General features: G+C 72.0%; 23 protein-coding genes and 5 tRNA genes. 9 read left to right on the forward strand and 19 right to left on the reverse strand.

The features are described from left to right. Positions 1–7 precede the first annotated feature (7 nt). Together AC07FA_RS21250 and AC07FA_RS21255 are read right to left on the reverse strand one after the other, a co-directional pair. Positions 8–1,024, reverse strand: coding sequence for a LacI family DNA-binding transcriptional regulator (locus AC07FA_RS21250; protein ID WP_479077427.1), 1,017 nt, complete (start codon positions 1,022–1,024; stop codon positions 8–10). A 346-nt stretch (positions 1,025–1,370) separates the two neighbouring features. Next, complete coding sequence (locus tag AC07FA_RS21255; RefSeq protein WP_479077429.1) at positions 1,371–1,820, reverse strand: hypothetical protein; 450 nt, start codon at positions 1,818–1,820, stop codon at positions 1,371–1,373. A 154-nt stretch (positions 1,821–1,974) separates the two neighbouring features. Here AC07FA_RS21255 and AC07FA_RS21260 point away from each other — a divergent pair, with 154 nt between their 5' ends. Beyond that, positions 1,975–2,490, forward strand: coding sequence for a DsbA family protein (locus AC07FA_RS21260; protein WP_479077431.1), 516 nt, complete (start codon positions 1,975–1,977; stop codon positions 2,488–2,490). Positions 2,491–2,525: 35 nt separating this feature from the next. Here the strand turns inward: AC07FA_RS21260 and AC07FA_RS21265 are convergent, their stop codons facing one another. Genes AC07FA_RS21265 through AC07FA_RS21275 form a run of 3 tightly spaced genes read right to left on the reverse strand, consistent with a single transcriptional unit; the run spans position 2,526 to position 5,271 of the window. After that, positions 2,526–3,362 (reverse strand): GNAT family N-acetyltransferase, encoded by an 837-nt coding sequence (locus AC07FA_RS21265; RefSeq protein ID WP_479077433.1) that lies wholly within the window; start codon positions 3,360–3,362, stop codon positions 2,526–2,528. Positions 3,363–3,412: 50 nt separating this feature from the next. Next, positions 3,413–4,234: an aminotransferase class IV gene (locus AC07FA_RS21270; protein ID WP_479077435.1), complete on the reverse strand. Its 822-nt coding sequence runs from the start codon at positions 4,232–4,234 to the stop codon at positions 3,413–3,415. Continuing rightward, positions 4,231–5,271: a chorismate-binding protein gene (locus tag AC07FA_RS21275; RefSeq protein ID WP_479077786.1), complete on the reverse strand. Its 1,041-nt coding sequence runs from the start codon at positions 5,269–5,271 to the stop codon at positions 4,231–4,233. The genes AC07FA_RS21270 and AC07FA_RS21275 overlap by 4 nt, the downstream gene beginning before the upstream one ends. Positions 5,272–5,434: 163 nt before the next feature. Here AC07FA_RS21275 and AC07FA_RS21280 point away from each other — a divergent pair. The 5 genes from AC07FA_RS21280 (at position 5,435) to AC07FA_RS21300 (ending at position 5,880) form a co-directional block, all read left to right on the forward strand. Beyond that, a tRNA-Gly gene (locus tag AC07FA_RS21280) sits at positions 5,435–5,507 on the forward strand. Positions 5,508–5,544: 37 nt separating this feature from the next. After that, positions 5,545–5,618, forward strand: a tRNA-Cys gene (locus AC07FA_RS21285). Position 5,619: 1 nt separating this feature from the next. Beyond that, positions 5,620–5,691 (forward strand) — tRNA-Val (locus AC07FA_RS21290). 19 nt (positions 5,692–5,710) lie between these two features. Beyond that, positions 5,711–5,782 (forward strand) — tRNA-Val (locus AC07FA_RS21295). Positions 5,783–5,805: 23 nt separating this feature from the next. Further along, positions 5,806–5,880 (forward strand) — tRNA-Val (locus tag AC07FA_RS21300). Positions 5,881–5,996: 116 nt separating this feature from the next. Here AC07FA_RS21300 and AC07FA_RS21305 read toward each other — a convergent pair. The 4 genes from AC07FA_RS21305 to AC07FA_RS21320 all read right to left on the reverse strand — a co-directional run bounded on the left by AC07FA_RS21305 (position 5,997) and on the right by AC07FA_RS21320 (position 8,362). Next, positions 5,997–6,293 (reverse strand): TFIIB-type zinc ribbon-containing protein, encoded by a 297-nt coding sequence (locus AC07FA_RS21305; RefSeq protein WP_328909105.1) that lies wholly within the window; start codon positions 6,291–6,293, stop codon positions 5,997–5,999. A 65-nt stretch (positions 6,294–6,358) separates the two neighbouring features. Further along, positions 6,359–7,504, reverse strand: coding sequence for a phosphotransferase family protein (locus AC07FA_RS21310; RefSeq protein ID WP_479077437.1), 1,146 nt, complete (start codon positions 7,502–7,504; stop codon positions 6,359–6,361). 205 nt (positions 7,505–7,709) lie between these two features. After that, positions 7,710–7,916 carry a hypothetical protein gene (locus AC07FA_RS21315; protein ID WP_479077439.1) on the reverse strand — a complete coding sequence of 69 codons (207 nt, stop codon included), beginning with the start codon at positions 7,914–7,916 and terminating at the stop codon, positions 7,710–7,712. Positions 7,917–8,104: 188 nt separating this feature from the next. Then, positions 8,105–8,362: a hypothetical protein gene (locus AC07FA_RS21320; protein ID WP_479077441.1), complete on the reverse strand. Its 258-nt coding sequence runs from the start codon at positions 8,360–8,362 to the stop codon at positions 8,105–8,107. A gap of 205 nt (positions 8,363–8,567) precedes the next feature. Here AC07FA_RS21320 and AC07FA_RS21325 point away from each other — a divergent pair, with 205 nt between their 5' ends. Then, the gene (locus tag AC07FA_RS21325; RefSeq protein ID WP_479077443.1) at positions 8,568–9,917 is read left to right on the forward strand and encodes a serine/threonine-protein kinase; all 1,350 of its coding nucleotides are present in this window, start codon (positions 8,568–8,570) and stop codon (positions 9,915–9,917) included. An 11-nt stretch (positions 9,918–9,928) separates the two neighbouring features. Here AC07FA_RS21325 and AC07FA_RS21330 read toward each other — a convergent pair whose 3' ends face one another. From AC07FA_RS21330 to AC07FA_RS21365, 8 genes are all read right to left on the reverse strand, one after another. Then, positions 9,929–10,747, reverse strand: coding sequence for a TrmH family RNA methyltransferase (locus AC07FA_RS21330; protein WP_479077445.1), 819 nt, complete (start codon positions 10,745–10,747; stop codon positions 9,929–9,931). Positions 10,748–10,811: 64 nt separating this feature from the next. Beyond that, positions 10,812–12,065, reverse strand: a complete 1,254-nt coding sequence (gene cobA, locus AC07FA_RS21335) for a uroporphyrinogen-III C-methyltransferase (protein WP_479077447.1) — start codon at positions 12,063–12,065, stop codon at positions 10,812–10,814. Between the two features lie 585 nt (positions 12,066–12,650). Next, complete coding sequence (gene cobT / locus AC07FA_RS21340; protein ID WP_479077449.1) at positions 12,651–16,073, reverse strand: nicotinate-nucleotide--dimethylbenzimidazole phosphoribosyltransferase; 3,423 nt, start codon at positions 16,071–16,073, stop codon at positions 12,651–12,653. 332 nt (positions 16,074–16,405) lie between these two features. Beyond that, positions 16,406–17,644, reverse strand: coding sequence for a precorrin-6y C5,15-methyltransferase (decarboxylating) subunit CbiE (gene cbiE / locus AC07FA_RS21345; RefSeq protein ID WP_479077451.1), 1,239 nt, complete (start codon positions 17,642–17,644; stop codon positions 16,406–16,408). Between the two features lie 105 nt (positions 17,645–17,749). Further along, a complete protein-coding gene (locus AC07FA_RS21350; protein ID WP_479077453.1) occupies positions 17,750–18,436 on the reverse strand; it encodes a GNAT family N-acetyltransferase in 687 nt (228 codons plus the stop codon). Between the two features lie 101 nt (positions 18,437–18,537). After that, complete coding sequence (locus AC07FA_RS21355) at positions 18,538–19,404, reverse strand: MetQ/NlpA family ABC transporter substrate-binding protein (protein WP_479077455.1); 867 nt, start codon at positions 19,402–19,404, stop codon at positions 18,538–18,540. A gap of 72 nt (positions 19,405–19,476) precedes the next feature. Further along, positions 19,477–20,148 (reverse strand): methionine ABC transporter permease, encoded by a 672-nt coding sequence (locus tag AC07FA_RS21360; protein WP_443039252.1) that lies wholly within the window; start codon positions 20,146–20,148, stop codon positions 19,477–19,479. Further along, entirely contained in the window at positions 20,145–21,206 is a 1,062-nt protein-coding gene (locus tag AC07FA_RS21365) for a methionine ABC transporter ATP-binding protein (protein WP_479077456.1), read from the reverse strand. The genes AC07FA_RS21360 and AC07FA_RS21365 overlap by 4 nt, the downstream gene beginning before the upstream one ends. Positions 21,207–21,817: 611 nt before the next feature. On the opposite strand from AC07FA_RS21365, the gene AC07FA_RS21370 reads away from it, so the two are divergent. After that, positions 21,818–22,177, forward strand: a complete 360-nt coding sequence (locus AC07FA_RS21370) for a hypothetical protein (RefSeq protein ID WP_479077458.1) — start codon at positions 21,818–21,820, stop codon at positions 22,175–22,177. Positions 22,178–22,179: 2 nt separating this feature from the next. Beyond that, positions 22,180–22,611, forward strand: coding sequence for a hypothetical protein (locus AC07FA_RS21375; protein ID WP_479077460.1), 432 nt, complete (start codon positions 22,180–22,182; stop codon positions 22,609–22,611). A 21-nt stretch (positions 22,612–22,632) separates the two neighbouring features. Here AC07FA_RS21375 and AC07FA_RS21380 read toward each other — a convergent pair whose 3' ends face one another. Further along, positions 22,633–23,136, reverse strand: coding sequence for a GNAT family N-acetyltransferase (locus tag AC07FA_RS21380; protein WP_479077461.1), 504 nt, complete (start codon positions 23,134–23,136; stop codon positions 22,633–22,635). A gap of 695 nt (positions 23,137–23,831) precedes the next feature. Continuing rightward, positions 23,832–24,992 carry a glycerophosphodiester phosphodiesterase gene (locus AC07FA_RS21385; RefSeq protein WP_479077462.1) on the reverse strand — a complete coding sequence of 387 codons (1,161 nt, stop codon included), beginning with the start codon at positions 24,990–24,992 and terminating at the stop codon, positions 23,832–23,834. Between the last annotated feature and the right edge of the window lie 80 nt (positions 24,993–25,072).

A 25,072-nucleotide genomic window follows, 5' to 3' on the forward strand; every position in this document is an offset into this window, starting at 1 on the left:
AGACAGGTCAGCGCGGGGCGGCGCCGGCGGCGCTGGAGGCGCGCACGACGAGTTCCGGCTGGAGCACCACGCTGCGGTGCTCGTGGGTGCCGTCGTCGTCGGCCTCCTCCAGCAGAAGTTCCGCCGCCATCCGTCCCATCACCACGGCGGGCTGACGCACCGATGTGAGCGGTACGGCCGCCGCGGCGGCGAACTCGATGTCGTCGTAGCCGACGATGGCGACGTCCTGCGGGACGCGCACCCCGGCCGCGTACAGCGACTGCAGGACACCCAGGGCGAGGAGGTCGTTGGCGCAGAAGACAGCGGTCGGCCGGGGCACGAGGCCGAGCAGCCTGGCTCCCGCGTCGCGGCCCGCCGCGACGTCCAGGCGGTCGGAGGGGATCTCGACGAGGGCCTCCGGCGAAAGTCCGGCCTCGGCGAGCGCGGCCAGCGCCCCTTCGCGGCGGTCCCGTATCTGGTGGAGGTCGCCGGGGCCGCTCACATAGGCGACGGAGCGGTGGCCCGCCGAGACGAGGTGCCCGACGGCGAGTGCGCCGCCGCGGACGTCGTCGACGGAGACGGCGCAGGACTCGCCGCCGGAGGACACCCGGTCCACGAGCACGAAGGGAATCCGGTGGCGGCTGAACGCCTCGAGATTGCGGCCCGTGGCGTCGGCCGGGGTGACCAGCACTCCACAGACCCGCTGCTCGGCGAAGAGTCCGAGGTAGTCGGCCTCCTCGGTGGGGCTCTGGTCGCTGTTGCAGACCATGACCCCGAGCCCGGCCTGCCGTGCGGCCCGCTCGGCACCGCGGGCCACGTCCACGAAGAACGGGTTGCCCATGTCGAGGACGAGCAGCGCCATGATCCGGCTGCGGCCGGCCCGGAGCTGCCGGGCCGACTCACTGCGTACGTACCCGAGGTCCTCGATGGCCGCCAGCACCCGGGCCCGGGTGTCGGGCAGCACCGCCTCGGGCCGGTTGATCACGTTGGAGACCGTGCCCACCGAGACTCCGGCCTGCCGGGCCACGTCCTTGATCCCTGCCACACGCCCCACTAGCCCTGCCCCACTGACGCTTCCTGCCGCCGCGCACGGGCGCGGGGACTCCCATCGTACGGACGGTGACACCGGGAGTTCCGTCATCCTCGCCCATACCCGGTGTCCGTTCCGGCACCGGTTCGCGCCCTCGCGCGCCCTCGCGCGTCGACGCGCTTCGACGTACGGGACGACTGCCGGCCGACCCGTGACACCGAATGAATTGTTTCAATTCGATGGGGACGGTAACCCCCTCGATGCGGCGCGTCAAGCGGGGATGAATCGATTCATGGCCTCGTCGTGCCCGCAGGGCCGGGGTTCGGGCTCGCACCCGGCGCCCGGAGGCCGCGCTGCTTGCTCAGAGGCCGTGCTTCTTCAGGATGGCCTCAATGTCGCTGAAGTCGTCCCCCGGCGCCGCCGCCTGCTCCTTCTTCGGCTTCGCACGGGGTCGCTCCGCCGGGATGCCCGAGGTCAGCGGGGGCGCCGACGCGGCCGGGGCGACCGCCTCGTTCCGTGCCGCGCGGGCCGCCTCGCGCTCCTCACGGGTGGAACCGCGTCGGCGCTCCACCGCCCGAGTCGTCATCAAGAGCAGCCAGGCCAGCCCGAGCACCCCGAACCCGAGCCAGACACTCGGCTTGAAGGCGATATCCGACACCCACTCGACGACCCCGGTCATCACCAGGCCGACCGGCACGAGCGCGTACGCGGCGATGCGGGTGGCCGCGAGGAATCGCTTGCGGTACGCGGTGACCGCGGCGATGCCCAGGCCCGCCGCCGATGCCGCGGAACAGATGGTCTCGGCAAGCATCGGGGCCTCCAAGGCGCGGGGAAACGTCCCTTCCATCCTGCACCGCCATCCGCGCCGGAGCCACGACCCACAACCACATCAGGGACATTTCAGGGCCGTACTCCTCCCCAGGTGCCGATTGGGAAGCTCCCTCCCGGCCTGAAAGACTGATTTCATGAGCGAATCCACACCCCCGGCCCCGGTCGTCCTCGACATCTGGTGCGACCTCCAGTGTCCCGACTGCCATCAGGCCCTCACCGATGTACACGCGCTGCGCGCCCGCTACGGCGACCGGCTGGACATCCGGCTGCGGCACTTCCCGCTGGAGAAGAACAAGCACGCCTACGCCGCCGCCCAGGCCGCCGAGGAGGCGTACGAACAGGGCAAGGGCTGGCCCTACGCGGAAGCCCTGCTCGCCCGTACCTCCGACCTGTCCCGCGCGGGTGAGCCGACGCTGCTCGACGTGGCGCGCGAACTGGGCCTGGACGCCGAAGAGTTCGACACGGCCCTGATCGACGGCCGGCATCTCCTGGTCGTCGACGCCGATCAGGCCGAGGGCAAGGCCATCGGGGTGACCGGAACGCCGACGTACGTGATCGGCGACGAGCGGCTGGACGGCGGCAAGAGCCAGGAGGGGCTCCGCGAGCGGATCCAGGAGATCGCCGACCGGCTGCTCGCCGCGCAGGACTGACAGCCGGATCACCGCAGGGCTCGCCCGGTCGTCTACTACAACGGCTTGGCCAGGTTGTAGTGCGTCGCCTCGTAGCCGAGCGACTCGTACAGCCGGAGCGCCGGTGTGTTGGCGGCGAAGACATGCAGTCCGAGCCGGTCCGCACCGGCGGCCAGGGCCATGCCCTCCGCCTCCAGCATCAGCGCGCGGCCGTAGCCGCGCCCCCGGTGCTCCTCGCGTACCTCGACGTCGTAGACCCAGCCGATCCACGACCCAGGGGTCTGTTCGAGCCGTGCCACCCAGATGTGGCCGACCGTTTCCCCGTCGTGCACCAGGACATGCAGACGCACACCGTCCGAGGACAGTCCGTCCGGAAGCAGCCTGGCGTGGTCGGCCTCGGACTTCTGCGTGGCCTGGTCGGCGGGGACACCGCGGTCGATCCAGCTCCGGGCGTAGGCGGTGATGGCGTCGGCCTCCCACCGCCCGAACTCCTCCTCGGACATCGAGCGCGCGACGAGTCCGGCGGGCAGCGCGGGAGGGTCCTGCGGCAGCGGCTTGATCATGTTCCGGCTGCGCTCCGTGTAGCCGAGCGCGGCCGCCAGCCGCTGGGCGGCCTCGTTGCCCGCCGGGGCCTCCAGCCGGACCTGGACACAGCCCCAGCCCCTCAGTACCTCCTCGGCGGCGAGCGCGGCGATGATGCCGCGGCCCCGCCTCCGGTGGGAGGCGTCGATCCGCAGCGAGCGGAGCACCCCTGCCGTCGCGCCGAACGACGGGTCGGTGGCGATCTCCACGGCGCCGACTGGACGCCCGTTGTCGCACACGTCGTAGACGCGTTCCCGTGCGCCGTCGGCGCCTTGCTTGCTCGGCCCGGCCGGCCGCAGGGTGGTGGTCATCAGAGGTGTTCTATCCGCTGCGCGGCGGGCCGTCACCCGCTTTTACGTCTTTACGGGTCGAGATCGTCGCCCGCACGCTCGTCGAAGACGCGCATGGCCTTCGCCGTCACCGGGCCGGGGGCGCCGGGGAGCTCCCGCGCGTCGACCCGGTGAACGGCCTGGATGTCCCGCGTGGTCGAGGTCAGGAAGATCTCCTCGGCGTGCTCCAGCACCTCGGGCGACAGCTCGGTCTCCTGCGCTCCGGTCCATTCCACGGCCAGGGCGCGGGTGATCCCGGCGAGGCAGCCGGAGGCGAGCGGCGGGGTGTGGATCTGCCCGTCGAGGACCACGAAGACGTTGGAGCCGGTGCCCTCGCAGAGCTGCCCCGCCGTATTGGCGAAGAGCGCCTCGCTGGCGCCGTGGCTGTGCGCGCGGGCGAGCGCGACGACGTTCTCGGCGTAGGAGGTGGTCTTGAGCCCGGCGACCGCGCTGCGTTCGTTGCGCGTCCACGGGACGGTGATCACGGCGGTGGAGTCGGGGCGGCGGCCCACCTCCCCCAGGGCGACGACGAGACCGGGTCCGTTGTCGCCTCGGTCCGAGCCGAGCGGCGAGATTCCGCCGGTGAACGTGATGCGCAGCCTGCCGAGCGGGAGGGGTGTGGCGTCGATCACCGCCCGGGCGGCGCGGCGGATCTCGTCGTGGTCCGGGTCCGGGAGGCCGAGGCCCCTGGCCGAGCGGGTCAGCCGGTCCAGGTGACGGGTGAGGGCGAAGGGGCGGCCCCCGACGGTCTTGACCGTCTCGAAGACACCGTCCCCGACGGTGAGCCCGTGGTCGAGCACGGACACCCGTGCGTCATCGGCGTCGCGCAGCTCGCCGTTGACCCAGATCATCATGGTGCGGTCCTTCCTGTCTCCTCGTAGGCACCCGACGCTACAGCGAGCAGCCGCGACGCCTTCAGCTCGGTCTCGTCCCATTCCCGCTCCGGATCGGACCCCCAGGTGATGCCTGCTCCGGTGCCGAAGCGGAGCGTCGGCACGGCGGCGTCGGTGCGGTCGATCCAGAACGTCCGTATCCCGACGGCGAGGCCGGCGGTGGCGCGGTCGGCGTCCACCCAGCCGATTCCTCCGCAGTACGGCCCCCGGGGCGAGGTCTCCAGGGCTTCGATGATCCGGAGCGCGCTGGACTTCGGCGCTCCGGTGACGGAACCGGGCGGGAACGCCGCCGCGAGCAGTTCGGGCCAGCCCGCTCCGTCCGCCAGCCGTCCCCGCACGGTGGAGACGAGGTGGACGAGGCCGGGGTGCTTCTCCACCACACAGAGGTCGGGCACGGTGACACTGCCGGTCGCGCAGACCCGTCCGAGGTCGTTACGGACCAGGTCGACGATCATCACGTTCTCCGCGTGGTCCTTCTCCAGCAGATCGTCCTCGGTGCGGCCCGTGCCCTTGATCGGTCCGGACTCGACGGTGCGTCCGTCCCTCTTCAGGAAGAGCTCGGGGGACGCGGTGGCGATCTCGACGCCCTGCGCGGGGAGCCGGATCGTTCCTGCGTACGGAGCGGGGTTCCCCCGCGCGAGGAGCGCGGTGAGGGCGTCCACGTCACTGCCCACCGCGTCGGGCAGGGGCGCGGACATCACCCGGCAGAGGTTGGCCTGGTACACCTCACCTGCCGCGATGTGTTCACGGATGCGCCGCACACCGGCCATGTAGGCGGCCTTGTCCAGGGACGAGGACCAGTCCCCGACAGCGGGCCCGCGCCAGGCCCCGGGCAGGGGCGCGGGCACCGGCTCGGTCCGTACGTCGGAGAAGCGGGCGCAGACGAGAGCGCCTTCGAAATCGGCACAGACGGCCCAGAAGCCGGAGGAGTCGAGGGCCGCGGGATCACTGGTCACATCCCGCAGACCGGAGGCGACGAGGCCGCCGAAGCGGGCCATGGGAGCGAGGTCGTACACCCTGGTGAGTCTAGGACGGTGTGCCGTGACCTGCGTCGGGGCGAGTGCACCTCGGCAAGCTGCGCAAACGCGTTTTTGTACTGGCCCGGGAATCCGCTAGAGTTCAACACGTCGCCGGGACGCGCAAGCGGACCGGGAATGACAAGCGGACGTAGCTCAGTTGGTAGAGCGCAACCTTGCCAAGGTTGAGGTCGCCAGTTCGAACCTGGTCGTCCGCTCGCAGAAAGTGAGGGATCTTCCCGAATCCTCACTCCTGGTGGAGTGGCCGAGAGGCGAGGCAACGGCCTGCAAAGCCGTCTACACGGGTTCAAATCCCGTCTCCACCTCCAAGGACGATTAGCTCAGCGGGAGAGCACTTCCCTGACACGGAAGGGGTCACTGGTTCAATCCCAGTATCGTCCACTGGTCCGCAAGGATCCCCGCGCGATTAGCTCAGCGGGAGAGCGCTTCCCTGACACGGAAGAGGTCACTGGTTCAATCCCAGTATCGCGCACGCAGTACACGCAGGGTCACCCTGCGCGATTAGCTCAGCGGGAGAGCGCTTCCCTGACACGGAAGAGGTCACTGGTTCAATCCCAGTATCGCGCACCATCCGAAACCCCCGGTCGTCTCGACGACCGGGGGTTTCTGTGTTGCGCGGAGAGGCGCGAGAACGCGCCGCGGGCCCGGACGCGGTGCGTCCGGGCCGTGCTGCGGAGGTGTCCGGCTCAGGAGGAGAAGAGCATCCGGCCGAAGCTCTTCTGGCGGTGGTGGCCGTAGTGCCCGCCCTGGTGCTGCGGGGCGCCCCACGCGGGAGCGGGCGCGGCGGCGGCGGGGTACGCCTGGGGGGCCGGCGGCGCGGGAGCGGGCGGGGCCTGCTGCGTCCACTGCGACTCCAGGCGGGTCAGGGACTCCAGCTCGCCGTAGTCGAGGAATATCCCGCGGCAGCCGCTGCACTGCTCGATCTGGACGCCGTTGCGGTTGTACGTGTGCATCTGCGCGTGACACTTGGGGCACTGCATCATCTGGTCGGCTCCTCGCCGTCGGTTAGCCGTCGCCGGAATTCATGCCCGGCTGCGGTCGGTTCACCCTACGACGAGCGTTCGACGGCCAACTCGGGCGGGAGGGACGCAATTCGGGCACAGGCGTCGATCATCAGCTGCTCCACCTCATCCGGACTGCGCCCCTCCGCGGCGGACTTGGCGAAGGCGAGTGCGGCGGTCTGCACCGTGAGCGCCCGCGCGGGCACGTCCAGCTCGGGCCACGGGTCCCCCTCGCCGCGTACGGCCGGGCCGCCGGCGGTGCGGTAGGCGTCGAGGAAGCGCAGCCAGACATCGGGCGGCAGCAGTCCGGCCGCGTACCAGGCAGCGGGCCGCGCGAGGTCCCAGGCCGCGTCCCCGAGGCCCGTGTCGTCGACGTCGATCAGCAGCCAGGGACCGTGCGGTGCGGGGTAGCGGACCAGCTGTCCGAGGTGCAGGTCGCCGTGGCAGAGGAATCCCGCGCGGTGCGCGGGCGCGGGTGCCTCGTCGCGGGCCCAGGCGGGCAGGCTGCGCCAGGCGGCCAGTACCGGGTGGGTGGCCGGGTCGTCGGGACGGGCCGCGCGCATCCGGGCGACGGCGAGGGCGGCCTTGGCGGGGCCGCGCATCGGCGGGAGAGGCAGGGGTGGCCGCGTGCCGTGGAGGCGGGCGAGGAGGACGGCCGCCTCCTCCCAGGGGGCGGCGTCGGGGTCCGACGGGTCCACGGGGGAGCCGTGCGGCCAGAGTGTGACGGGGCGGCCGTGGAGGAGCGTGTGCGTGGGGTCCGACTCGGTGCGCGGAGGCTCCGGGGGGTGCCCGGTGGGCGGCCCGGCGTCGGCTGCGGGCACGTGGTGCCGGTCCTGGTCGCGCTCGGCCTGGTGGTGCCGGTCCAGGTGCTGGTTGGCCGGGCCGGGGCCGCTCGTCGTCGGTGGGGCCTCCGCGCGCGGTGACGGGGGCGGCGGGATGCGCCGTGCCGGGAGCGGAGGCAGGAGGATGCCGGCCAGGGCGGGCGTGGCGGCCAGGGCCAGGCGGGCCGTCAGGGCCGGGCCGTCGGTGCCCGGGGCGTGGGCCTTGGCCACGATCTTCCCTCTGCGGACGACCGTGCCGTCCGCGCGGTCCGCGAGCACCTGCGCCGGGGCGCAGTCGCAGGCCGGGACCCGTGGGTGGGCGCTGTCGTGCGCGAGGTCGCCCAGTGCGCGTACGACCGTGGTGGTGGTCATGGACTCCCCCGGCGATGGCGGGTCCGGCCCTCCGCCGGTCCGTGCCATGAGCGTACGTCGTGGGGCGTACGGGCCCGGACAGCGCGATGTCCGGCCAGCTCCCCAGCTGGCCGGACAAACGCTGCCGTCCGCCGCACCCCCGTCCCCACGGGGTTGTTGGCCGGATGTCCCGGTCCGGACCGCTCTTCCGGACCCGGGGCGCCGCTCAGCGCCCCAGCATCACGCCCACGGACGACGCCTGTGTGACCACCGCGTCCCAGCCGCCGAAGACGACTACGAGCAGGGCCGCCAGGGGAAGAACCATGGCCGTCGCCACCAGTGGGTGACGGCGGCCGGACGGACGGGCACCGAACGAGGCGTGTGCCTTGCGTCCCTGCGTACGGATCATGGTCCGCATTGCCGTGTCCGACATGGTTCCTCTCCTGACCTGATGTGGAGCGGCGGGCGTGTGACCTCGGGGGACGAGTGCTGCGCCCGCCGCTTGACCTCAACATTAGGGAACCCTCGCGCAGGGGTCGTCATGCCCGCGTACCGATTGCCGGGCCTCCCGGAGGATGAGCTGTCGGTAGTCGGCGTACTCCCCTGGGTGGAGACGCGGCGCTATACCTTGGGGACATCCCGGAGGGGACGCTCGGACGCGTCCTCCCTGGGAACCGGTTGTTCGACCAGGGCGAGGACCCTGGTCGCCATGAAGCGGGCGGTGCGGACGACTGATCCACTGCGGGTGACTTCACTCACTTCGACCACCCCCCGGCGGACGGCCGTCTCCACCCTGCGGCCTGCTCTGGAGGCCACCACCTCGTACGTCCTGGTCGTGTCTCCCGCGTCCACGACTATCTCCACGCGATCGCCCTTCACTGATCCAATCCCCCTTCTGCGACGGTCCATTGAGATCTCGCACGGGCCGGGGCGCCTGGATCCACCGCTCCCTGACCACTCCTCAAGTTTCCCACCCGGCACTGACAATCGATTCTCGGGCGAGGGCGCGGCCTCTGAGCGTGCCGGGCGCCGGGTACGTAAGCTGTGCCTCGTCAGGCGGACCAGGCAGCGGGGATGGGCAGACATGGCGATGATGCGGCTCCGGCGCGAGGACCCGCGTCTCGTCGGCTCGTTCAGGCTGCACCGGCGGCTCGGGGCGGGCGGCATGGGTGTCGTCTATCTGGGTTCGGACCGGCGTGGCCAGCGCGTGGCGCTCAAGGTGATCCGCCCGGATCTGGCCGAGGACCAGGAGTTCCGTTCACGTTTCGCTCGCGAGGTGTCCGCTGCCCGGCGGATTCGCGGCGGCTGTACGGCGCGTCTGGTGGCCGCCGATCTGGAGGCGGACCGTCCGTGGTTCGCGACGCAGTACGTGCCGGGCCCCTCCCTCCACGACAAGGTCGCCGAGGAGGGTCCGCTGTCGGCCGCCGAGGTGGCCTCGATCGGGGCCGCGCTCTCCGAGGGGCTGGTGGCGGTGCACGAGGCCGGTGTCGTCCACCGTGACCTGAAGCCGTCGAACATCCTCCTCTCCCCCAAGGGCCCGCGGATCATCGACTTCGGTATCGCCTGGGCGACCGGGGCGAGCACGCTCACCCATGTCGGTACGGCGGTGGGCTCGCCCGGCTTCCTGGCGCCGGAGCAGGTGCGGGGCGCCGCGGTGACGCCCGCCACGGACGTCTTCTCGCTGGGTGCCACGCTGGCTTACGCGGCGATGGCCGATTCGCCCTTCGGCCACGGCAGTTCCGAAGTGATGCTGTACCGGGTGGTGCACGAGGAGCCGCAGCTGTACGACGTGCACGACGCGCTCGCTCCGCTGGTCCGTGCCTGTCTGGCGAAGGACCCCGAGGAGCGGCCGAGCACGCTGCAACTGTCCATGCGGCTCAAGGAGATCGCGGCGCGCGAGGCACAGGGGCTGCACGACAGCCGGCCCCCCGCGCAGCGGTCCGCGCCGGACACGGACCGGCCCACCGGCCGGATGGAGAGCCCGTATGCCGAGCAGCCGACGCGGCGGTCGGCAGACAGCTCCGAATCGGCCTCCCGGCCGCAGGGGCAGCGGTCCTCCTCACGGTCCGCCCCGCCCCGTACCGGAGGATCGCGGCCGCAGGCGCCGCGCAGTACGACCCGCTCGGGGAAGCGTCCGCACGGTACGCAGGGGACGAACGGTGCGCAGGGACGTCCGGGCACCCGGCCCGGTGCCCGCACCACCTCGACCGGGCGGCGGCCCGCCAATCCCCGGCTGCTGCGGCAGCGGCTGGTCGTCTTCGTCGTCGTGACGTTGCTGGTGGCTCTCGGCATCGCGGCGGCCCAGGGGTGCCAGGGGCCCGCGCGCGGGCTGGGCGGCGGGCAGACGGTGGAGCAGCCCCGGGCAGAGGCGCAGGTGCAGTCCCGGACGCACGAGGAGGCCGCCGCCCCCGAACCGCCGCGGGCACGGCGGTAAGCGGTGTTCCGTCAGTCCTGCGGGCGTCCGGTCGCCACCGCGTAGAAGGCGACGGCCGCCGCCGCGCCCACGTTGAGCGAGTCGACGCCGTGGGCCATGGGGATGCGTACCCATTCGTCGGCGGCCATGAGCGCCTGGGTGGACAGGCCGTTGCCCTCCGCGCCGAGCATCAGCGCGACCCGTTCCAGCCGGTGAGGCGCGGCGTCGTCGATGCTCGACGCCTTCTCGTCCGGGGTGAGCGCGAGGAGTTTGAAGCCCGCCTCCCGTACGCCGTCCAGGTCCTTGGGCCACGTGTCGAGGCGGGCGTACGGGACGGAGAACACGGCGCCCATGGACACCTTGACCGAGCGCCGGTAGAGCGGGTCCGCGCAGTCCGGGGAGAGGAGGACCGCGTCCATGCCGAGGGCGGCGGCGCTCCGGAAGATGGCGCCGATGTTGGTGTGGTCGTTGACCGATTCCATGACGACCACCCGGCGGGCGGTGCGGAGGAGTTCGCCGGCCGTGGGCAGCGGCTTGCGCTGCATGGAGGCGAGGGCGCCGCGGTGCACGTGGTAGCCGGTCACCCGCTCGGCGAGCTCGGGGGTGACCGCGTACACCGGAGCGGGGACCTCGTCGATGACGTCGCGCATCACGTCGACCCACTTGGCGGAGAGCAGCATGGACCGCATCTCGTACCCGGCGTGCTTGGCGCGTCTGATCACCTTCTCGCCCTCGGCGATGAAGAGGCCCTCGGCGGGCTCCCGCCGACGCCGGAGTTCGACGTCGGTGAGGCCGGTGTAGTCGCGCAGGCGGGGGTCGTCGGGGTCGTCGACGGTGATGAGATCAGCCACAGGGTGATACTGCCTTGTCCGGTGTGAGGTGCCAACGGCTTGGATGAAGATCCGTTACCGCTGGTTACTCGGTGGGGGTGGCGATGGGGTCCGGGCCGACGTTCACGACGTCTCCGATGACGATCACGGCCGGCGGGCGTACGTCCTCGGCGACGGCCCGTTCGCCGACGGTCGCGAGGGTGGCGTCGACCCGGCGCTGGGCTGCCGTGGTGCCCTCCTGGACCAGGGCCACCGGGGTGTCGGGGGACTTGCCGTGGGCGATGAGCGCGGCGGCGATGGCACCGATCTTGTCGACGGCCATCAGGAGGACGAGGGTGCCGCGTAGTTGCGCGAGGGCCGCCCAGTCGACCAGGGAACGCGGGTCCTCGGGGGCCACGTGACCGCTGACCACGGTGAACTCGTGGGCGACGCCGCGGTGGGTGACGGGGATTCCGGCGGCGCTCGGGACCGAGATGGAACTGGAGATGCCGGGTACGACGGTGCAGGGGATGCCCTCGGCGGCCAGCGCCTGGGCCTCTTCCATGCCGCGGCCGAAGACGAACGGGTCGCCGCCCTTGAGACGGACGACGGCCTTGCCGGCCTTGGCGTGCTCGATCAGCGCCTGGTTGATCGCCTCCTGGGCCATGAAGCGGCCGTACGGGATCTTGGCGGCGTCTATGACCTCGACGTGCGGCGGGAGTTCGTCGAGCAGGTCGCGGGGGCCGAGCCGGTCCGCGATGACGACGTCGGCCTCGGCGAGGAGGCGGCGGCCCCTGACCGTGATGAGGTCGGGGTCGCCGGGGCCACCGCCGACCAGCGAGACGCCCGGGGCGTGCGTGCGGTGGTGCGGGGCGGCGAGGGTGCCGTCGCGCAGGCCCTCGACGATCGCGTCGCGGACCGCGGCGGAGTGGCGGGGGTCGCGGCCTTGCGAGGTGGTGGTGAGCACGGCGACGGTGACGCCCTCGCTGCGGCCGGTGGCCGGGGTCCAGGCGGTGGCGGCCTCGGCGTCGTCGCTGCGGACGCACCAGGTCCGGGTGCGCTCGGCCTCGGCGGAGGCGGCGTCGTTCGCGGCGTCGTCGGTGGTGGCGATGAGGGCGTACCAGGTGTCGGTGAGGTCCCCCTCCTGGTAACGGCGGCGCTCCCAGCGGATCTCGCCGGCGTCGGCCATCGCCTCGACGGAGGGGGTCGCGGACGGGGACACGAGGGTGATGTCGGCGCCGGCCGCGATGAGTGCGGGGAGGCGGCGCTGCGCGACCTGGCCGCCGCCGACGACGACTACGCGGCGCCCGCGCAGGCGCAGTCCGACGGGGTAGGCGGGGTGCTCGGCGTACTCGGCCATGGCTGTGCGGGCTCCTCGGGCAGGGTGCAGGTGCGGTGTGCAGTGCGGTGTGCGGTGTGCAGGTGCAGGTGCAGGGTGCAGGTGCGGTGTGCTGCGGGCCGCTGCGGCGGTGGAGCGGCTGTGACGTGCGGGGATTGGGGTGTGGGTGGGGCGTGGGACCACGATACGGGGTGCGGGGCGGGGGGTGGGTGGTGTGGGCGGCGCCTGCGGCGGGCCCTTCCCCTACCCGCCCCTTCCCGAAACCGGGGCTCCGCCCCGGGCCGCGGTCCTCAAGCGCCGGACGAGCTGAAAAGCATGCCCTCAAGCGCCGGGCGGGCTGGGTGGGCTGGAGGGCTGCCGAGTGCCGGGTGGGCTGAGGGCGGGGTGGACGGAAGACTGCCGACGCGTACCGGTCGGGTGGAACAGTGCTGGCTCGCGCGCGGGTTGGACGGCACCTTGTCGGCGGGCGCCGGGAGGGTGGGACGGAAGACTGTGGCGCGTGCCGGGTGGGTGGCGAGTGCCGACGCGTACCGGGCCGGGGCGGTGGGGAGACGTGCCGGCTGGTGCCGGGCGGGGTGCGATGCGGTCCCGCCCGGCGCCTGCGGGTTACTTCTCCGTGACGCCTGCCGAGTCGAACGTCGCCACCTCGTGCATCGCGCGGGCCGCGCTCTGCACGATGGGGAGTGCGAGCAGCGCTCCCGTCCCTTCGCCGAGGCGGAGGTCCAGGTCGACCAGGGGGCGCAGGCCCAGCTTGTTCAGGGCTGCGATGTGGCCCGGTTCCGCGCTGCGATGGCCCGCGATGCAGGCGGCGAGTGCCTCCGGGGCGATCGCCCTGGCGACCAGCGCCGCTGCTCCCGCGCTCACACCGTCCAGGATCACGGGGGTACGCAGCGAAGCGCCGCCGAGCAGGAAGCCGGCCATCGCCGCGTGTTCCAGGCCGCCGACCGCGGCGAGCACGCCGATGGGGTCGGACGGATCGGGCTGGTGCAGATCCAGGGCGCGGCGGACCACATCGACCTTGCGGGCGTGCATCTCGTCGTTGATCCCGGTGCCCCGCCCGGTCACCTCGGCCGGGTCGATGCCCGTGTACACGCAGATCAGCGCCGCCGAAGCCGTCGTGTTGGCGATGCCCATCTCGCCGGTCAGCAGGCCCTTGTTGCCTGCCGCCACGAGGTCGCGGGCCGTCTCGATACCCACCTCGATGGCGGCCAGCACGTCCTCGCGGCTCAGTGCGGGACCGGTCGTGAAGTCGGCCGTGCCGGCACGGACCTTACGAGGAAGGAGACCGGGCGTCGCGGGCAGTTCGGCGGCCACACCGACGTCGACCACACAGACCTCGGCGCCCACCTGTGCCGCGAAGGCGTTGCACACCGCTCCGCCACCGAGGAAATTGGCCACCATCTGGGCGGTCACTTCCTGCGGCCAGGCCGTGACGCCCTGGGCGTGCACCCCGTGGTCACCGGCGAAGATCGCGACGGCCGCGGGTTCCGGGATCGGCGGCGGGCACATCCGGGAGAGCCCGGACAACTGCGCGGAGATGATCTCCAGCATGCCGAGGGCGCCCGCCGGCTTGGTCATCCGCTTCTGGCGTTCCCACGCCTCGCCGAGCGCCTTGGCGTCCAGCGGGCGGATGTTGGAGATGGTCTCCTGGAGCAGATCGTGCGGCTCCTCGCCGGGGAGGGCGCGGCGGCCGTACGTCTCCTCGTGCACGACCCACGACAGCGGGCGGCGCTTGGACCAGCCGGCCTGCATCAGCTCGGGCTCCTCGGGGAACTCGTCGACGTAACCGACACAGAGGTACGCGACGACCTCAAGGTGGTCGGGCAGCCCGAGCGCCCGGACCATCTCACGCTCGTCGAAGAAACTGACCCAGCCGACGCCGAGCCCCTCGGCCCTGGCGGCGAGCCAGAGGTTCTCCACGGCGAGAGCAGAGGAGTACGGCGCCATCTGCGGCTGGGTGTGCCGGCCGAGGGTGTGGCGGCCCCCACGGGTGGGGTCGGCGGTGACGACGATGTTCACCGGGGTGTCGAGGATGGCCTCGATCTTCAGTTCCTTGAACTGCTTGGCGCGGCCCTTGGGAAGCGACGTGGCGTACGCCTCGCGCTGACGCTGTGCCAGTTCGTGCATGGAACGCCGGGTCTCCGCCGAGCGGATGACGACGAAGTCCCAGGGCTGCGAGTGGCCCACGCTGGGCGCCGTGTGCGCGGCCTCCAGGACGCGGAGCAGCACCTCGTGCGGGATCGGGTCGCTACGGAATCCGTTACGGATGTCGCGGCGCTCGCGCATCACCCGGAACACGGCCTCGCGCTCGGCGTCGTCGTAGCCGGGAGCGGGCGGGGAGTAGGCGACGGGTTCGGCGATCTCCTCGGCCGGCTGGGGCTCCTCGGCTGTCTCGGCCACCGGAGCGGCTTCCTCGGCGGGGGCTTCGGACGCGGCTTCGGTGGGCGCCGCGTCGGAGGGCGCTGCGTCGGAGGGCGCTGGGGTGGCTTCCCCGGCCGGGGCCGCCTCTGCCGGGAGTGCGACCGGGGCGGCGTGCTGTGCCGGTTCCGCGAGGTCCGGGGTCTCGATGATCTCGGGTCCCGTGACGGCTTCCGGTTCGGCCGTGGCCTCGGCCGACGGTACGGCCTCGGGGGCAGGCTCAGGGGCCGGGGCCGGCTCAGGAACCTGGGTCGGCTCAGGGGCCGGGGCCGGCTCGGTCTCCGCTACGGGTTCCGTCTCCGGCAGTGGCTCGGGTTCTGCCACCGGTGCTGCTTCGGGCGCGGCGACCGCTTCTGCTTCCACCGCCACCTCTTCGGCGACGGGGGCCGCGTGCTCGGGGGCGGGCTCGGCCGTCGCGGCCTGCTCGACGACCAGCTCGGGCGTCGGCGCCGTCTCGGCCACGGGCGCTGCCACCGGCTCGGGGGCCGTCACGGCGTCCAACTGGGGCTGGGGCTGGGGCTCGATCACCGGCTCCGGCTCCGGGGCAGGGGCAGGGGTCACGGCCTCCGGCGGGGCCGGCTGCTCGGCCACGGCTGCGGCTGCGGCTGCCACGGGCTGCTCGGCCGCCGGTGTCGGGGCCAGGTGCGGCGTCGTCGGTACGGAGCCGTCCACCGCCACGAACCGGCCCAGGGTGTCGCCCTCTGCCGCGGGGGCGGCGGGCGGGGCCACGGCCTCGGCCGGGGCCTCCGCGGGAATCTCGGCGGCCGGTTCCGGGGTCGGCTCCGCGGCCGGCTCCGGGACGACCGTTTCTGCTGGGGCTGCCGGGGCCACGGGGGCGGCCGGCTGTTCGGGTGCCTGCGGTGCGGCCGGCTGCGGTGCCTGGGCGGCCCACGGGCCGGGGGCCTGCGGCGGGATCTCGCCCAGCTGCGGGCCGGGCTGCGGGGCCTCGGCGGCCGGCAGGTCGAAGTACTCGGGGCCCGTGGTCGGCGGTCCCGCGTGCCGCGCGGGCGCCGGGGTCTGGGGTGCGGCGGTGGGGCCGCGGTCGGCCAGTGAGCGGACCACTCCCCCGCTGGGGGTGCCGCCGCTCGGTGTGCTGCCGAAGGAGGGCGCCTCGGTGGAGGCGGGCCCCCGGTGCAGCGGCCTGCGTGTGGGGGCGGCAGCGGCCTGGGCGCCCACCGGGACCGGCGCGGGTGCCTGGGCGTGAGCCGGTGCGGATGCGGGGACCGGCGCCGGGATACGTACCCCGTTGAGGTCGACGGAACCCGTGTCACGGCCACCGGACTCGTGCGTACCCGTCATCTGCTCGGCCTGCTGCACGGCCTGCATCTGATGGCCGTACGAGTGGTCCTGCGCCGGAGCCTGCGTGTAGGGCTGCTGGTACGCGGCGGCCTGCTCGGGTGCCGGTGCGTACGCCGCCTGCTCGGCCGGGGCCGCCTGCGGGTCGCTCCAGGCGCCCTGGGACGTGGGCATCAGGAGAAGGTCGTCGTCCTCGGGTGCCTGCTCGGAGGGATCGAGGAAGGTGTAGGCGTCCGGGGCGGGGACGCCCGGCTGCTCCACCATGCCTGCGTTCTCCGGCAGTCCCTCGCCCGGGATCTGGCCGGTGTCAGTCATGCGTACCCCTCGCCCATCGTCAGTGCTCCTTCGGCCCTTCGCCCGGGACGCCCGAACCACGGCACGCCGGTGCTCGTCAACAAGAACGAGCGGGCCCGCCGCGCGGCACGAACCGCACGCGGAGATACACATTCTCGCGGCCGTTCGCCGCCGCGGCAGCTACTTCTGCCACGGCTCGCTGTGGACTGCGCCACGTCGCGCGTCCCCCGGTTGTGCCGTACCACAGCGAGGACCAAAACGGTCCCCTTTTCCGGACATTGACGAATGAAGCGACGAACGGCCGGGTGCGGTACAACGATCGGCCAGCCTACCTCGCCGGGTCTCCGACCGGGTCAGGGGGCGAGGTCCGAACGCACGCCGGAGAGCAGGAAGACGACAGAACGTTCGCGCTCCGACCAAGCGGACGTGTCGAGTTCGACGTTCTGGAGGAGGGCGCAGTCGATCCGGTATCCGTTCGCCGCGAGTGCGCCGCCGAGCGCCTCCGCCTCGTCCCGCGTGGAGGCGTGCGTGACGATGCGTTCGGGGCGGCGGTCCGCGACGGCGGTCACGACGGGGACGCCGCCGCCCCCGATGCGTACGACATCCGGTTCGGGCAGGCGTTCCAGGACGTGCGGGGCCCGGCCCTGGACGACCTGGACCTGGACGCCGAAGGTGCGGGCGGCGGCTGTCGTACGGGCGCAGGCCTCCGGATCGCTGTCCACGGCCAGGACGGCCGCGCCGAAGCGGGCGGCCTCCACGGCCAGGGCGCCGCTGCCGGAGCCGATGTCCCAGACGAGGTCGCCGGTCCGTGGGCCGAGGCGGGCCAACTGGGCGGCACGCAGACCCGGGAACTCGCCCTCGCCGGTCTCTCCCCCGGTGTCCGCCGCGCCGTCGCGGTACGCGTCCGCGGGCAGCGCCCAGCCCCGTACGCCCCGGGGGTAGGCGGGGTGGCGTCCGGCGATCCAGGCGCCGGTGGCGCTGGTCTCGGGGCCGCCGCCGATGACGATGACGACGTTCGGGTCCCGCCAGGCGTGGTCGGCGGCCTTGTCGGAGGTGAGGACGGTGACCTGTTCCCGCGCGCTGCCGAGCTCCTCGCAGATGACGAAGGTGCGGTGGACGCCGTCGAGGAGGAGCGCGAGTTCGGCGGGGCCCGCACCGGGCGAGGTGAGGACGGCGACCTTGTGGTGGGCGCGGCAGACGTTGACGGCGCGGCGCAGGGTGCGCGGGTGGGCGACGACGATCTGGGCGTCGTCCCACGGCATTCCGGCGCGGGCGAAGGCGGCGGCTACGGAGGAGACGGCGGGGACGACTTCGACTTCCAGGCCGTGCTCGGGTGCGCGCAGGGTGCGTACGACGCCGAAGAAGCCGGGGTCGCCGTCCGCGAGGACCACGGCGCTGCCGCGGTGTCCGGCGATCCTGCGGGCGGCCAGGTCGATGCTGCCGAGGCGGATGCGCTCGGCGCGTTCGGGGACTTCGGCGAGGGCGAGGTGGTGCGCGGCTCCGGCGACGAGCGTGGCGGCCGAGAGGGCGGCGGTGGCTGCCCTGCTCAGTGGCGAGCCGTCCCAGCCGATCACCGTGACCCGGTCGGCCATCGTCGTCAGTCTCCTGGGGGTGTCGCAGGCGTGGGCTGCCCGCGGGTGGCGGGCACGGTGAGAGTACCTGGTCCGTACCTGGCCCGGTCCGGCGGCCGCTCGTTGTCAGTTCCAGTCGTTGTAGCTGCCGAAGCCGCCCGCGTCGGCGAGCTCCTCGGCGACCCCTTCGAGGTCCTCGGGGAGGAGACCCCAGACGATCAGGTCGGTCCTGATGTCGGTCCAGCCGCCGTCCGTGCCGTTCTCGGTGCGGGTACGCGCTATCCGCGCGTTGCGCAGGACGCCCTCGCTGATGCAGCCCAGCTTCTGGGCGACCTGCTGCGAGGCGGTGTTGTCGGCGGGCGTGCGCAGCTCGATACGTTCGAACCGCTGGTCGCGGAAGAGCCATTCGGCGAGGGCCAGCACGGATTCGGTGGCGTATCCCTCACCGCGGGCCCAGGGCGCGGTGATGTAGCGGACCTCGGTGGCGAGGGTGCGCCAGTCGGTGTTGAGGAGGCGGACCGATCCGACGAGGCGCTGGGTGAGGAACTCGGTGACGGCGAAGACGATGCCGCTGCCCTGGGTGCGCTCAGCAGGAGCGATCCTGCGGACCCACCGTTCGGCGTCGACCTGCGTGTAGGGGTGGGGGCTCTCGGTCCAGGCGGTGACGAGTTCGTCGTTCATCATCTCGATGTACGCGGGCACGTCCGCCATGTCGAAGGGGCGCAGCACCAATCTGTCCGTGCTGATGGAGATGGACGGAAAGGTGGTAGTCATGCGCAGCTCCATGCCGAAGACCGTGTAAAGGCACAGCATGCAGCATCCGCCCGGCGTTGTGCATGGCCGGGTCGGTACGGCGGAGCCCCGCACACCCGGTGGGGGTGTACGGGGCTCGGTGAGCAAGTGCCGTCCGGGTGTCAGGACTTCGCGGGGGCACCGAAGGCCGGGACGATCGAGCCCTGGTAGGTGTCCTCGATGAACTTCTTGACCTCGTCGGAGTTCAGGAGCCCGGCGAGCTTCTGGACGCGGGGGTCCTTCTCGTTGCCCGCCTTGACGGCGAGGAAGTTCGCGTACGGGTTGCCCTCGGACTTCTCCAGCGCGAGGGAGTCCTTGCCGGGCTTGAGCTTGGCCTCGATGGCGTAGTTGCCGTTGATGACGGCGGCGTCGACATCGTTCAGGGCGCGGGGCACGGTTGCGGCCTCCAGCTCCTTGAACTCCAGGCCCTTCTTGTCCGTGATGTCGCTGAGCTTGGCGTTGGTGCCGACGCCGGGCTTGAGGGTGATCAGGCCGTTCTCGGCGAGGAGCTGGAGGGCGCGGCCCTCGTTGGTGGTGTCGTTGGGGACGGCGATGGTCTGGCCGGACTTGATGTCCTTGATGTCCTTGACGCTCTTGGAGTAGAGGCCGAGGGGCTCCAGGTGCACGTTGACGACCGGGACGATGTGGGTGTTGTTCTTCTTGTTGAAGTCGTCCAGGTACGGCTTGTGCTGGAAGAAGTTGGCGTCGACCTGGCCGGTCTCGGTCGCGGTGTTCGGCAGGACGTAGTCCGTGAACTCCTTGACCTCCAGCTTGAGGCCCGCCTTGTCGGCCAGGCTCTTCTTGACGAAGTTCAGGATGTCGCCGTGCGGCGTCGGGGACGCGGCGACGACGAGTGCCTTGGAGGTGTCGGCCTTGGCACCGGTCTCGCTCTTGGCCGCCGGGTCGGAGTCCGTGCCGCAGGCGCTGAGGCCGAGGGCCAGGGCGGCGGTGGCGGCGGCAGCTGCGGTGATCTTGATGTTCTTACGCACGAAAAGTGCCTCTTTCGGTGGTGAGGGTGGAGCGCCCGGACAAGGAGTTCGGGCTTGGTGGGGAAGAAGGTCTCAGGTGGTGGTGCGGCCTCGGCGGGCCAGCAGGCGTACGGCTCCGTCGCCGATCAGCTGGACCACGGTCACGATGACGACCAGGAGCACGACGGTGACGAGCATGAACTGGTTGTCGAAGCGCTGGAATCCGTACGTGACGGCCTTGGAGCCGAGCCCTTCGCCGCCGACCGCGCCGGCCATCGCGGAGTAGCCGATGAGCACGATGACGGTGGTGGTGACGCCGGAGACCAGCGAGGGCAGGGCCTGCGGCAGGAGGACCTTGCGGACGATCGTCGGGATGGAACCGCCCATGGACTGGACGGCTTCGACGAGCCCGTGGTCGACCTCGCGGATCGCCGTCTCGACGAGCCGGGCGAAGAAGGGGATGGCGCCCACGGCGAGGGGGACGATCATGGCCGTGGGGCCGATGAACGTGCCGACGACCCAGGTCGTGAACGGGATCAGCGCGATCAGCAGGATGATGAAGGGCAGCGAGCGGCCGATGTTCACGATCGCGCCGATGACCTTGTTCACCGCGGTGTTCCGCAGCAGTCCGCCCTTGTCGGTGAGGACCAGCAGGACGCCGAGCGGCAGGCCGGCCAGGACGGTGACGAGCGCGGACCACAGCACCATGTAGAGGGTGTCGACGGTGCCCTGGGTCAGCAGTGGCTGCATTTCGGACCAGGTCACTTGACGGCCTCCTTGGTGAGCGGGGCGGGGGTCTGTGCGGGTACGCCGGGGGCTTCGGGCTCCACGACCTCGGCCTGGAGGCCCTGCTCGCGCAGGAAGCCGATCGGGACGACGTTCTCCTCGAAGCGGCCGGGGAGCTCGATGCGCATCCGGCCGATCTGGTTGCCGCCGACGGTGTCCATGGCGGCGCCCAGGATCGAGATGTCGATGTTGTACGTACGGGAGAGCTGGGAGATCACCGGCCGGCCCGCGGCCTCGCCGTGGAAGGTGACGTCGACGACCGTGCTGTCCGGGCCGGATGCCGTACCGCCGACGGGGAACAGCTCGTGGGCCAGTTCGGAGCCGGGGGTGGCGAGGAGCTCGCGGACGGTGCCGGATTCGATGACGCGGCCCTTGCGCATCAGCGCGGCCGAGTCGCAGACGGTCTTGACGACGTCCATCTCGTGCGTGATGAGCAGGACGGTGAGACCGAGCTGCTGGTTGAGGTCGCGCAGCAGCTGGAGCACCGAGCGGGTGGTCTCGGGGTCGAGTGCGGAGGTCGCCTCGTCGGAGAGCAGCACCTTGGGGTCGCCGGCCAGCGCACGGGCGATGCCGACGCGCTGCTTCTGGCCGCCGGAGAGCTGGCCGGGGTAGGCCTTCGCCTTGTCGGAGAGGCCGACCAGGTCGAGAAGGCCGAGGGCCTTGCGGGCCCGGTCCCGGCCGGAGACGCCGAGGATCTCCAGGGGCAGTTCGACGTTGTCCTGGACGGTGCGCGAGGCCAGCAGGTTGAAGTGCTGGAAGACCATGCCGATGCGGCTGCGGGCCTGGCGCAGCTCCTTGCCGGCGCGGTGGCCCCGGCCCGCGAGTGCGGTGAGGTCCTGGCCGGCGACGGTCACGGTGCCGGCGGTGGGGCGCTCCAGCAGGTTGACGCAGCGGATCAGGGAGGACTTTCCGGCGCCGCTCTGTCCGATGACGCCGTACACCTCACCCTCGCGGACATGCAGGTCGACGCCGTCGAGGGCGGTGACCTCTCGGCCGCGCGACTGGTAGACCTTCGTGAGGCCCGTAGTGGTGATCACAGGGGTTTCCGTCACTGTCGAGTGCGCGGCGCGGTGTCCGCCGGGCACGGGGCATTCGTCTGATGAGACTGTTCGCAGTGGTTGACCGGTAGGTCTCGGCACAGCTGATCGCGGCGGACGGCCGGAAGGCAGCGCGTGCTCGGGCAGGCACGTTCCGCTGGGTGCGGACGGCGTGGCTCGGTCTCGCTTCGGGGCGTGAGACTCAGGCGGGGGCCCTCAGAAGGCGCGCATTCGACACATACAACGAGCACCGGGCGTGGTGATCGCCTCGGTCGCAGGGGTGCGGTAGCTCGTCGTGGTCATGGGCCCCAGTAAAACAGACGTGACGCCGACGCCGACCAGCCTGTCCGGATAGCGGACAGTCATGGATGGTCACCGTGGCCGCTTCCCCGAGCAGCGCCAGATTTCCGGTGCACGGCTGTGACCTGCGTCGATACGGTCAGGACGGGACCGCGCGCCGGGTCCGGTACGGCCCCGCGGCGGTGGCAGGCTGTGGCCAAGGCCACGATCTTCCGCGCGGCCGCCGGGCCCGGCCGGTCCGTCGGGCCCGCGGGGAGTCCGTCCCCGGGCCCGCACGCGGGGGGCCGTTCCGCACGTAATACCCTCGCTTCATGCTTGACGCCCTGACGGTCGCGGTCGCCGTGTCCGCGCTCGCCCTTGCCGCCTGGTGCGGATTCGCCGCTTTCCGCGACCAGCCGACGAAGGACTGGCACTTCATCGGGATGGCCGTCGTCTCCGTCCTGGCGCTGGCGCAGCTGGTCGTCGGGGTCGTGCAGCTGTCCCGGGGCGAGCGGCCGGAGCAGGGGATGGCCGTCTTCATCGCCTATCTGATCGGCGCCTTCGCCGCCGTGCCCGCGGCGGGTTTCCTGTCACTGACCGAGCGGACCCGGTGGGGTTCGGTGACGGTGGCGGCCGGGGCGGTCGTGCTGGCCGTCCTCGAAGTACGGCTCTACGACATCTGGGGAAACTGACCGTGACGGACACCGACCGCACCACCGAGGGCTCCCGCAAGCAGCCGTTCGAGCTCGGCACCGGGCCGGGGCGCGTACTGGTCTGGTTCTACGGGGTGTTCACCGTCGCCGCCGCCTCGCGCTCGGTCGTCCAGATGATCCTGGACTTCGACAGGGCGCCGCTCGCCTATGTGCTGTCGGCCGTCGCCGCCGTCGTGTACGGCTTCATCACGTACTCGCTGGTGCGCGGCGGGGAAAAGGCACGCAGGGCGGCGCTGGTGTGCTGCGCCGCCGAGCTCGTGGGTGTGCTCGTCGTCGGTACGTGGACGATGGTGGAGCCCTCGGCCTTCCCCGACGCCACCGTCTGGTCGGACTTCGGTACGGGCTATCTGCTCATCCCGGTGATCCTGCCGGTCACCGGGATGATCTGGCTGCGACGCGCGAAGAGCGCGTGACCACGCTGGTACGACGGACCGTCAGGCGCTCGCCACGAAGGCCGGTGCGGCCGCGTCCTTCTCCAGCAGGATGAGCCGGACGCCGTCCTGCCCGGTGGCGTCCCCCACACGCGCGTAACCCTCCCTGCGGTACAGCCGCAGGTTGCCCTCGCTCCGGTGGCCGGTGTGGAGCCTGAAGCGCGTGGCCGCGCGGCCGGCCGTGAGACCCGATTCCGCGGCGCGCAGCAGACGGGCGCCGAGACCGTGTCCCTGGAGCCGGGGGTGGACGCAGAGCTGGCCGATCCGTCCGGTGCCGTCGGGGTCGGTGAAACCGCGTACCGAACCCACCACTTCGTCGCCGAGCCGGGCCACGAACACCAGGTCCGTGCCGACTTCCGCGCGGACCGAGTCGAGGGTCTGCACGAGCGGGTCGATCTGATAGTTGCCGTAGAGCTCCGCCTCGCTCTGGAAACAGAGGTATCGGAGTCTGAATATCTGCTCGGCGTCCTGTGTGGTCGCCGCCGAGATGGTCACGCTCATGCCCATGTGTGCATGCCTCCCGCTCACCTGATCCGCCGGTTGTCTACCGCTCCTTTCCCCGCAGTTCAGGAGCTACAACCTCCGCCGCGAGCATTCTGCGCAGACATCCAAGGCAACGGGAACGCATCGGACCCAAACTCCCCTGTGACATACCCAACCTTCCTGCGATTTCCCGGTAGGTCGGATCGGCGGGAGAAAGCATCGCGTCCAGCAGCCGCGCGCACCTGTCCGGCAGACGTTCCACCGCCCTGCGTAACGCCCGCCGTGTGTCGGCGCCGAGGGCGGTGCGCTCCGGGCAGCCGTAGCTGCCCGCGGCGGGCTCGGCGCTGCCGTACGGGTGTTCGTGACGGGCCGTTCGCCGGGTTCGCCGCGCCTCCGCGCGTACCGCGTCGCGCACCCATCGGGCGGGGTCGCCCGGCGGCCCCTGCGCCGCGAGGCGTTCGAAGAGCCTGAGCCATACGGCCTGTTCGAGATCGGCGGGGTCTGCGGAAGCGGCCTGGGCCTCGGCCCTCGCCTCCGCGCGGACCAGCGGGAGCAGGGCCCGTACGACAGCCGGGCCGGCCGGGGGTGGAGCATGATCGATAAGCGTCATGCCCCACCCGACGTGCCGTACGGCCGGCCGGTTGCCGGGTCCGGGGAGCGCCACCCGACCGGGGGCCGCCCGGCCGGGTGCTGACGCCGGGCGCCCGGTCTTCGGCGGGTCAGTCCCGGGCGAAGTCGGCCGCGGCGAGCAGCGCGGTGTCCGGGTTGTCGGAGAACACGCCGTCGATCCCGGCCTCGAAGTACGCCCGGAACGCGCCGAACGCGTCACCGTACGCGGCGGGGTCGGTGCCCCGGCGGAACTCGGCGGGCAGGAAGCTGTTCTCGTTGCGCATTGTGTACGGGTGCAGGATCAGGCCCTGTTCGTGCGCGTCCCGCACCAGGGTGGTCGGCGTGGTGAGCCGTCCCGCACCGTCCTTGGGGATGACCAGGTCCAGCGTGGGGCCGATGCCCTGCGCGAACGACGCCATCCACTTCAGGCCGGCGGGCTGGACCAGCTCGGCGACGGTGCGCGGGTCGCCGGCCTCGACGAAGTCCCAGGGGCGCGTCGCGGCACCGGAGAGCAGGACGACCCGGGGCGTGGCGACGAGCTTCGCCAGCCGCTGCATCGAGCTCGGCTCGAAGGACTGGAGGATGAGCGGGGAGTTCTCGCGGTGCCGGCCGTAGCGGCGCAGCAGGCGGGCGAGCGGCTCCTCCAGGCCGAGGCCGAGGGACCGGAAGTACGTGGGGTGCTTGGTCTCGACGTACAGCCAGACCGGCGCGCCACGCCTGCGTCCTTCCTGGTCGGCCCAGCGCAGGACCTCTTCGAAGGTGGGGATCTCCCAGCGGCCGTCGTAGAGGGTGTTCTCCTGGCGGGTGCCGGGGATGCGCTCCTTGGCACGCAGCGTCTTCAGTTCGGCGAGGGTGAAGTCCTCGGTGAACCAGCCGGTGAGCGGGACGCCGTCGACCTTCTTCGTCGCCTTGCGGCTCGCGAACTCGGGGTGCTCGGCGACGTCCGTGGTGCCCGTGATGTCGTTCTCGTGGCGGCAGACGAGGTGACCGTCCTTCGTCGGGACGAGGTCCTGCTCGACGAGGTGCGCGCCCATGTCCAGGGCCAGCTGGTACGAGCCGAGGGTGTGCTCGGGCCGGTAGCCGCTGGCGCCGCGGTGGCCGATGACGGTCGGTACGGGCAGGTCGCGGTAGCCGCCGCGGCCGTGGCCCCGCCCGCTGCCGCCGCGTTCCGTGGCGGCGGCCGTCCCGGTCAGACCGAGGGCTGCCGTACCCAGCACCGCGGCTCCCAGAAGGGTCCGCCTGCCGGGACTGGTCCGCGCACGCTCTGTCATGAATGCTCCTCGCTGTGATGTCCGGCACCTGGTCGAGCGAGGCCTGATCGTAGGCAACTACGCCATCCGGGGGGCAGCTT

This window comes from Streptomyces sp. NPDC045968 (genome assembly GCF_056430475.1).

Excerpts from the sequence above, each read along its gene's own strand:
- AC07FA_RS21255 (WP_479077429.1), bottom strand. The coding sequence starts at position 1,820 with ATGCTTGCCGAGACCATCTGTTCCGCGGCATCGGCGGCGGGCCTGGGC.
- AC07FA_RS21260 (WP_479077431.1), top strand. The coding sequence starts at position 1,975 with ATGAGCGAATCCACACCCCCGGCCCCGGTCGTCCTCGACATCTGGTGC.
- AC07FA_RS21265 (WP_479077433.1), bottom strand. The coding sequence starts at position 3,362 with ATGACCACCACCCTGCGGCCGGCCGGGCCGAGCAAGCAAGGCGCCGAC.
- AC07FA_RS21270 (WP_479077435.1), bottom strand. The coding sequence starts at position 4,234 with ATGATGATCTGGGTCAACGGCGAGCTGCGCGACGCCGATGACGCACGG.
- AC07FA_RS21275 (WP_479077786.1), bottom strand. The coding sequence starts at position 5,271 with ATGGCCCGCTTCGGCGGCCTCGTCGCCTCCGGTCTGCGGGATGTGACC.
- AC07FA_RS21305 (WP_328909105.1), bottom strand. The coding sequence starts at position 6,293 with ATGATGCAGTGCCCCAAGTGTCACGCGCAGATGCACACGTACAACCGC.
- AC07FA_RS21310 (WP_479077437.1), bottom strand. The coding sequence starts at position 7,504 with ATGACCACCACCACGGTCGTACGCGCACTGGGCGACCTCGCGCACGAC.
- AC07FA_RS21315 (WP_479077439.1), bottom strand. The coding sequence starts at position 7,916 with ATGTCGGACACGGCAATGCGGACCATGATCCGTACGCAGGGACGCAAG.
- AC07FA_RS21325 (WP_479077443.1), top strand. The coding sequence starts at position 8,568 with ATGGCGATGATGCGGCTCCGGCGCGAGGACCCGCGTCTCGTCGGCTCG.
- cobA (WP_479077447.1), bottom strand. The coding sequence starts at position 12,065 with ATGGCCGAGTACGCCGAGCACCCCGCCTACCCCGTCGGACTGCGCCTG.
- cobT (WP_479077449.1), bottom strand. The coding sequence starts at position 16,073 with ATGACTGACACCGGCCAGATCCCGGGCGAGGGACTGCCGGAGAACGCA.
- cbiE (WP_479077451.1), bottom strand. The coding sequence starts at position 17,644 with ATGGCCGACCGGGTCACGGTGATCGGCTGGGACGGCTCGCCACTGAGC.
- AC07FA_RS21350 (WP_479077453.1), bottom strand. The coding sequence starts at position 18,436 with ATGCTGTGCCTTTACACGGTCTTCGGCATGGAGCTGCGCATGACTACC.
- AC07FA_RS21370 (WP_479077458.1), top strand. The coding sequence starts at position 21,818 with ATGCTTGACGCCCTGACGGTCGCGGTCGCCGTGTCCGCGCTCGCCCTT.
- AC07FA_RS21380 (WP_479077461.1), bottom strand. The coding sequence starts at position 23,136 with ATGGGCATGAGCGTGACCATCTCGGCGGCGACCACACAGGACGCCGAG.
- AC07FA_RS21385 (WP_479077462.1), bottom strand. The coding sequence starts at position 24,992 with ATGACAGAGCGTGCGCGGACCAGTCCCGGCAGGCGGACCCTTCTGGGA.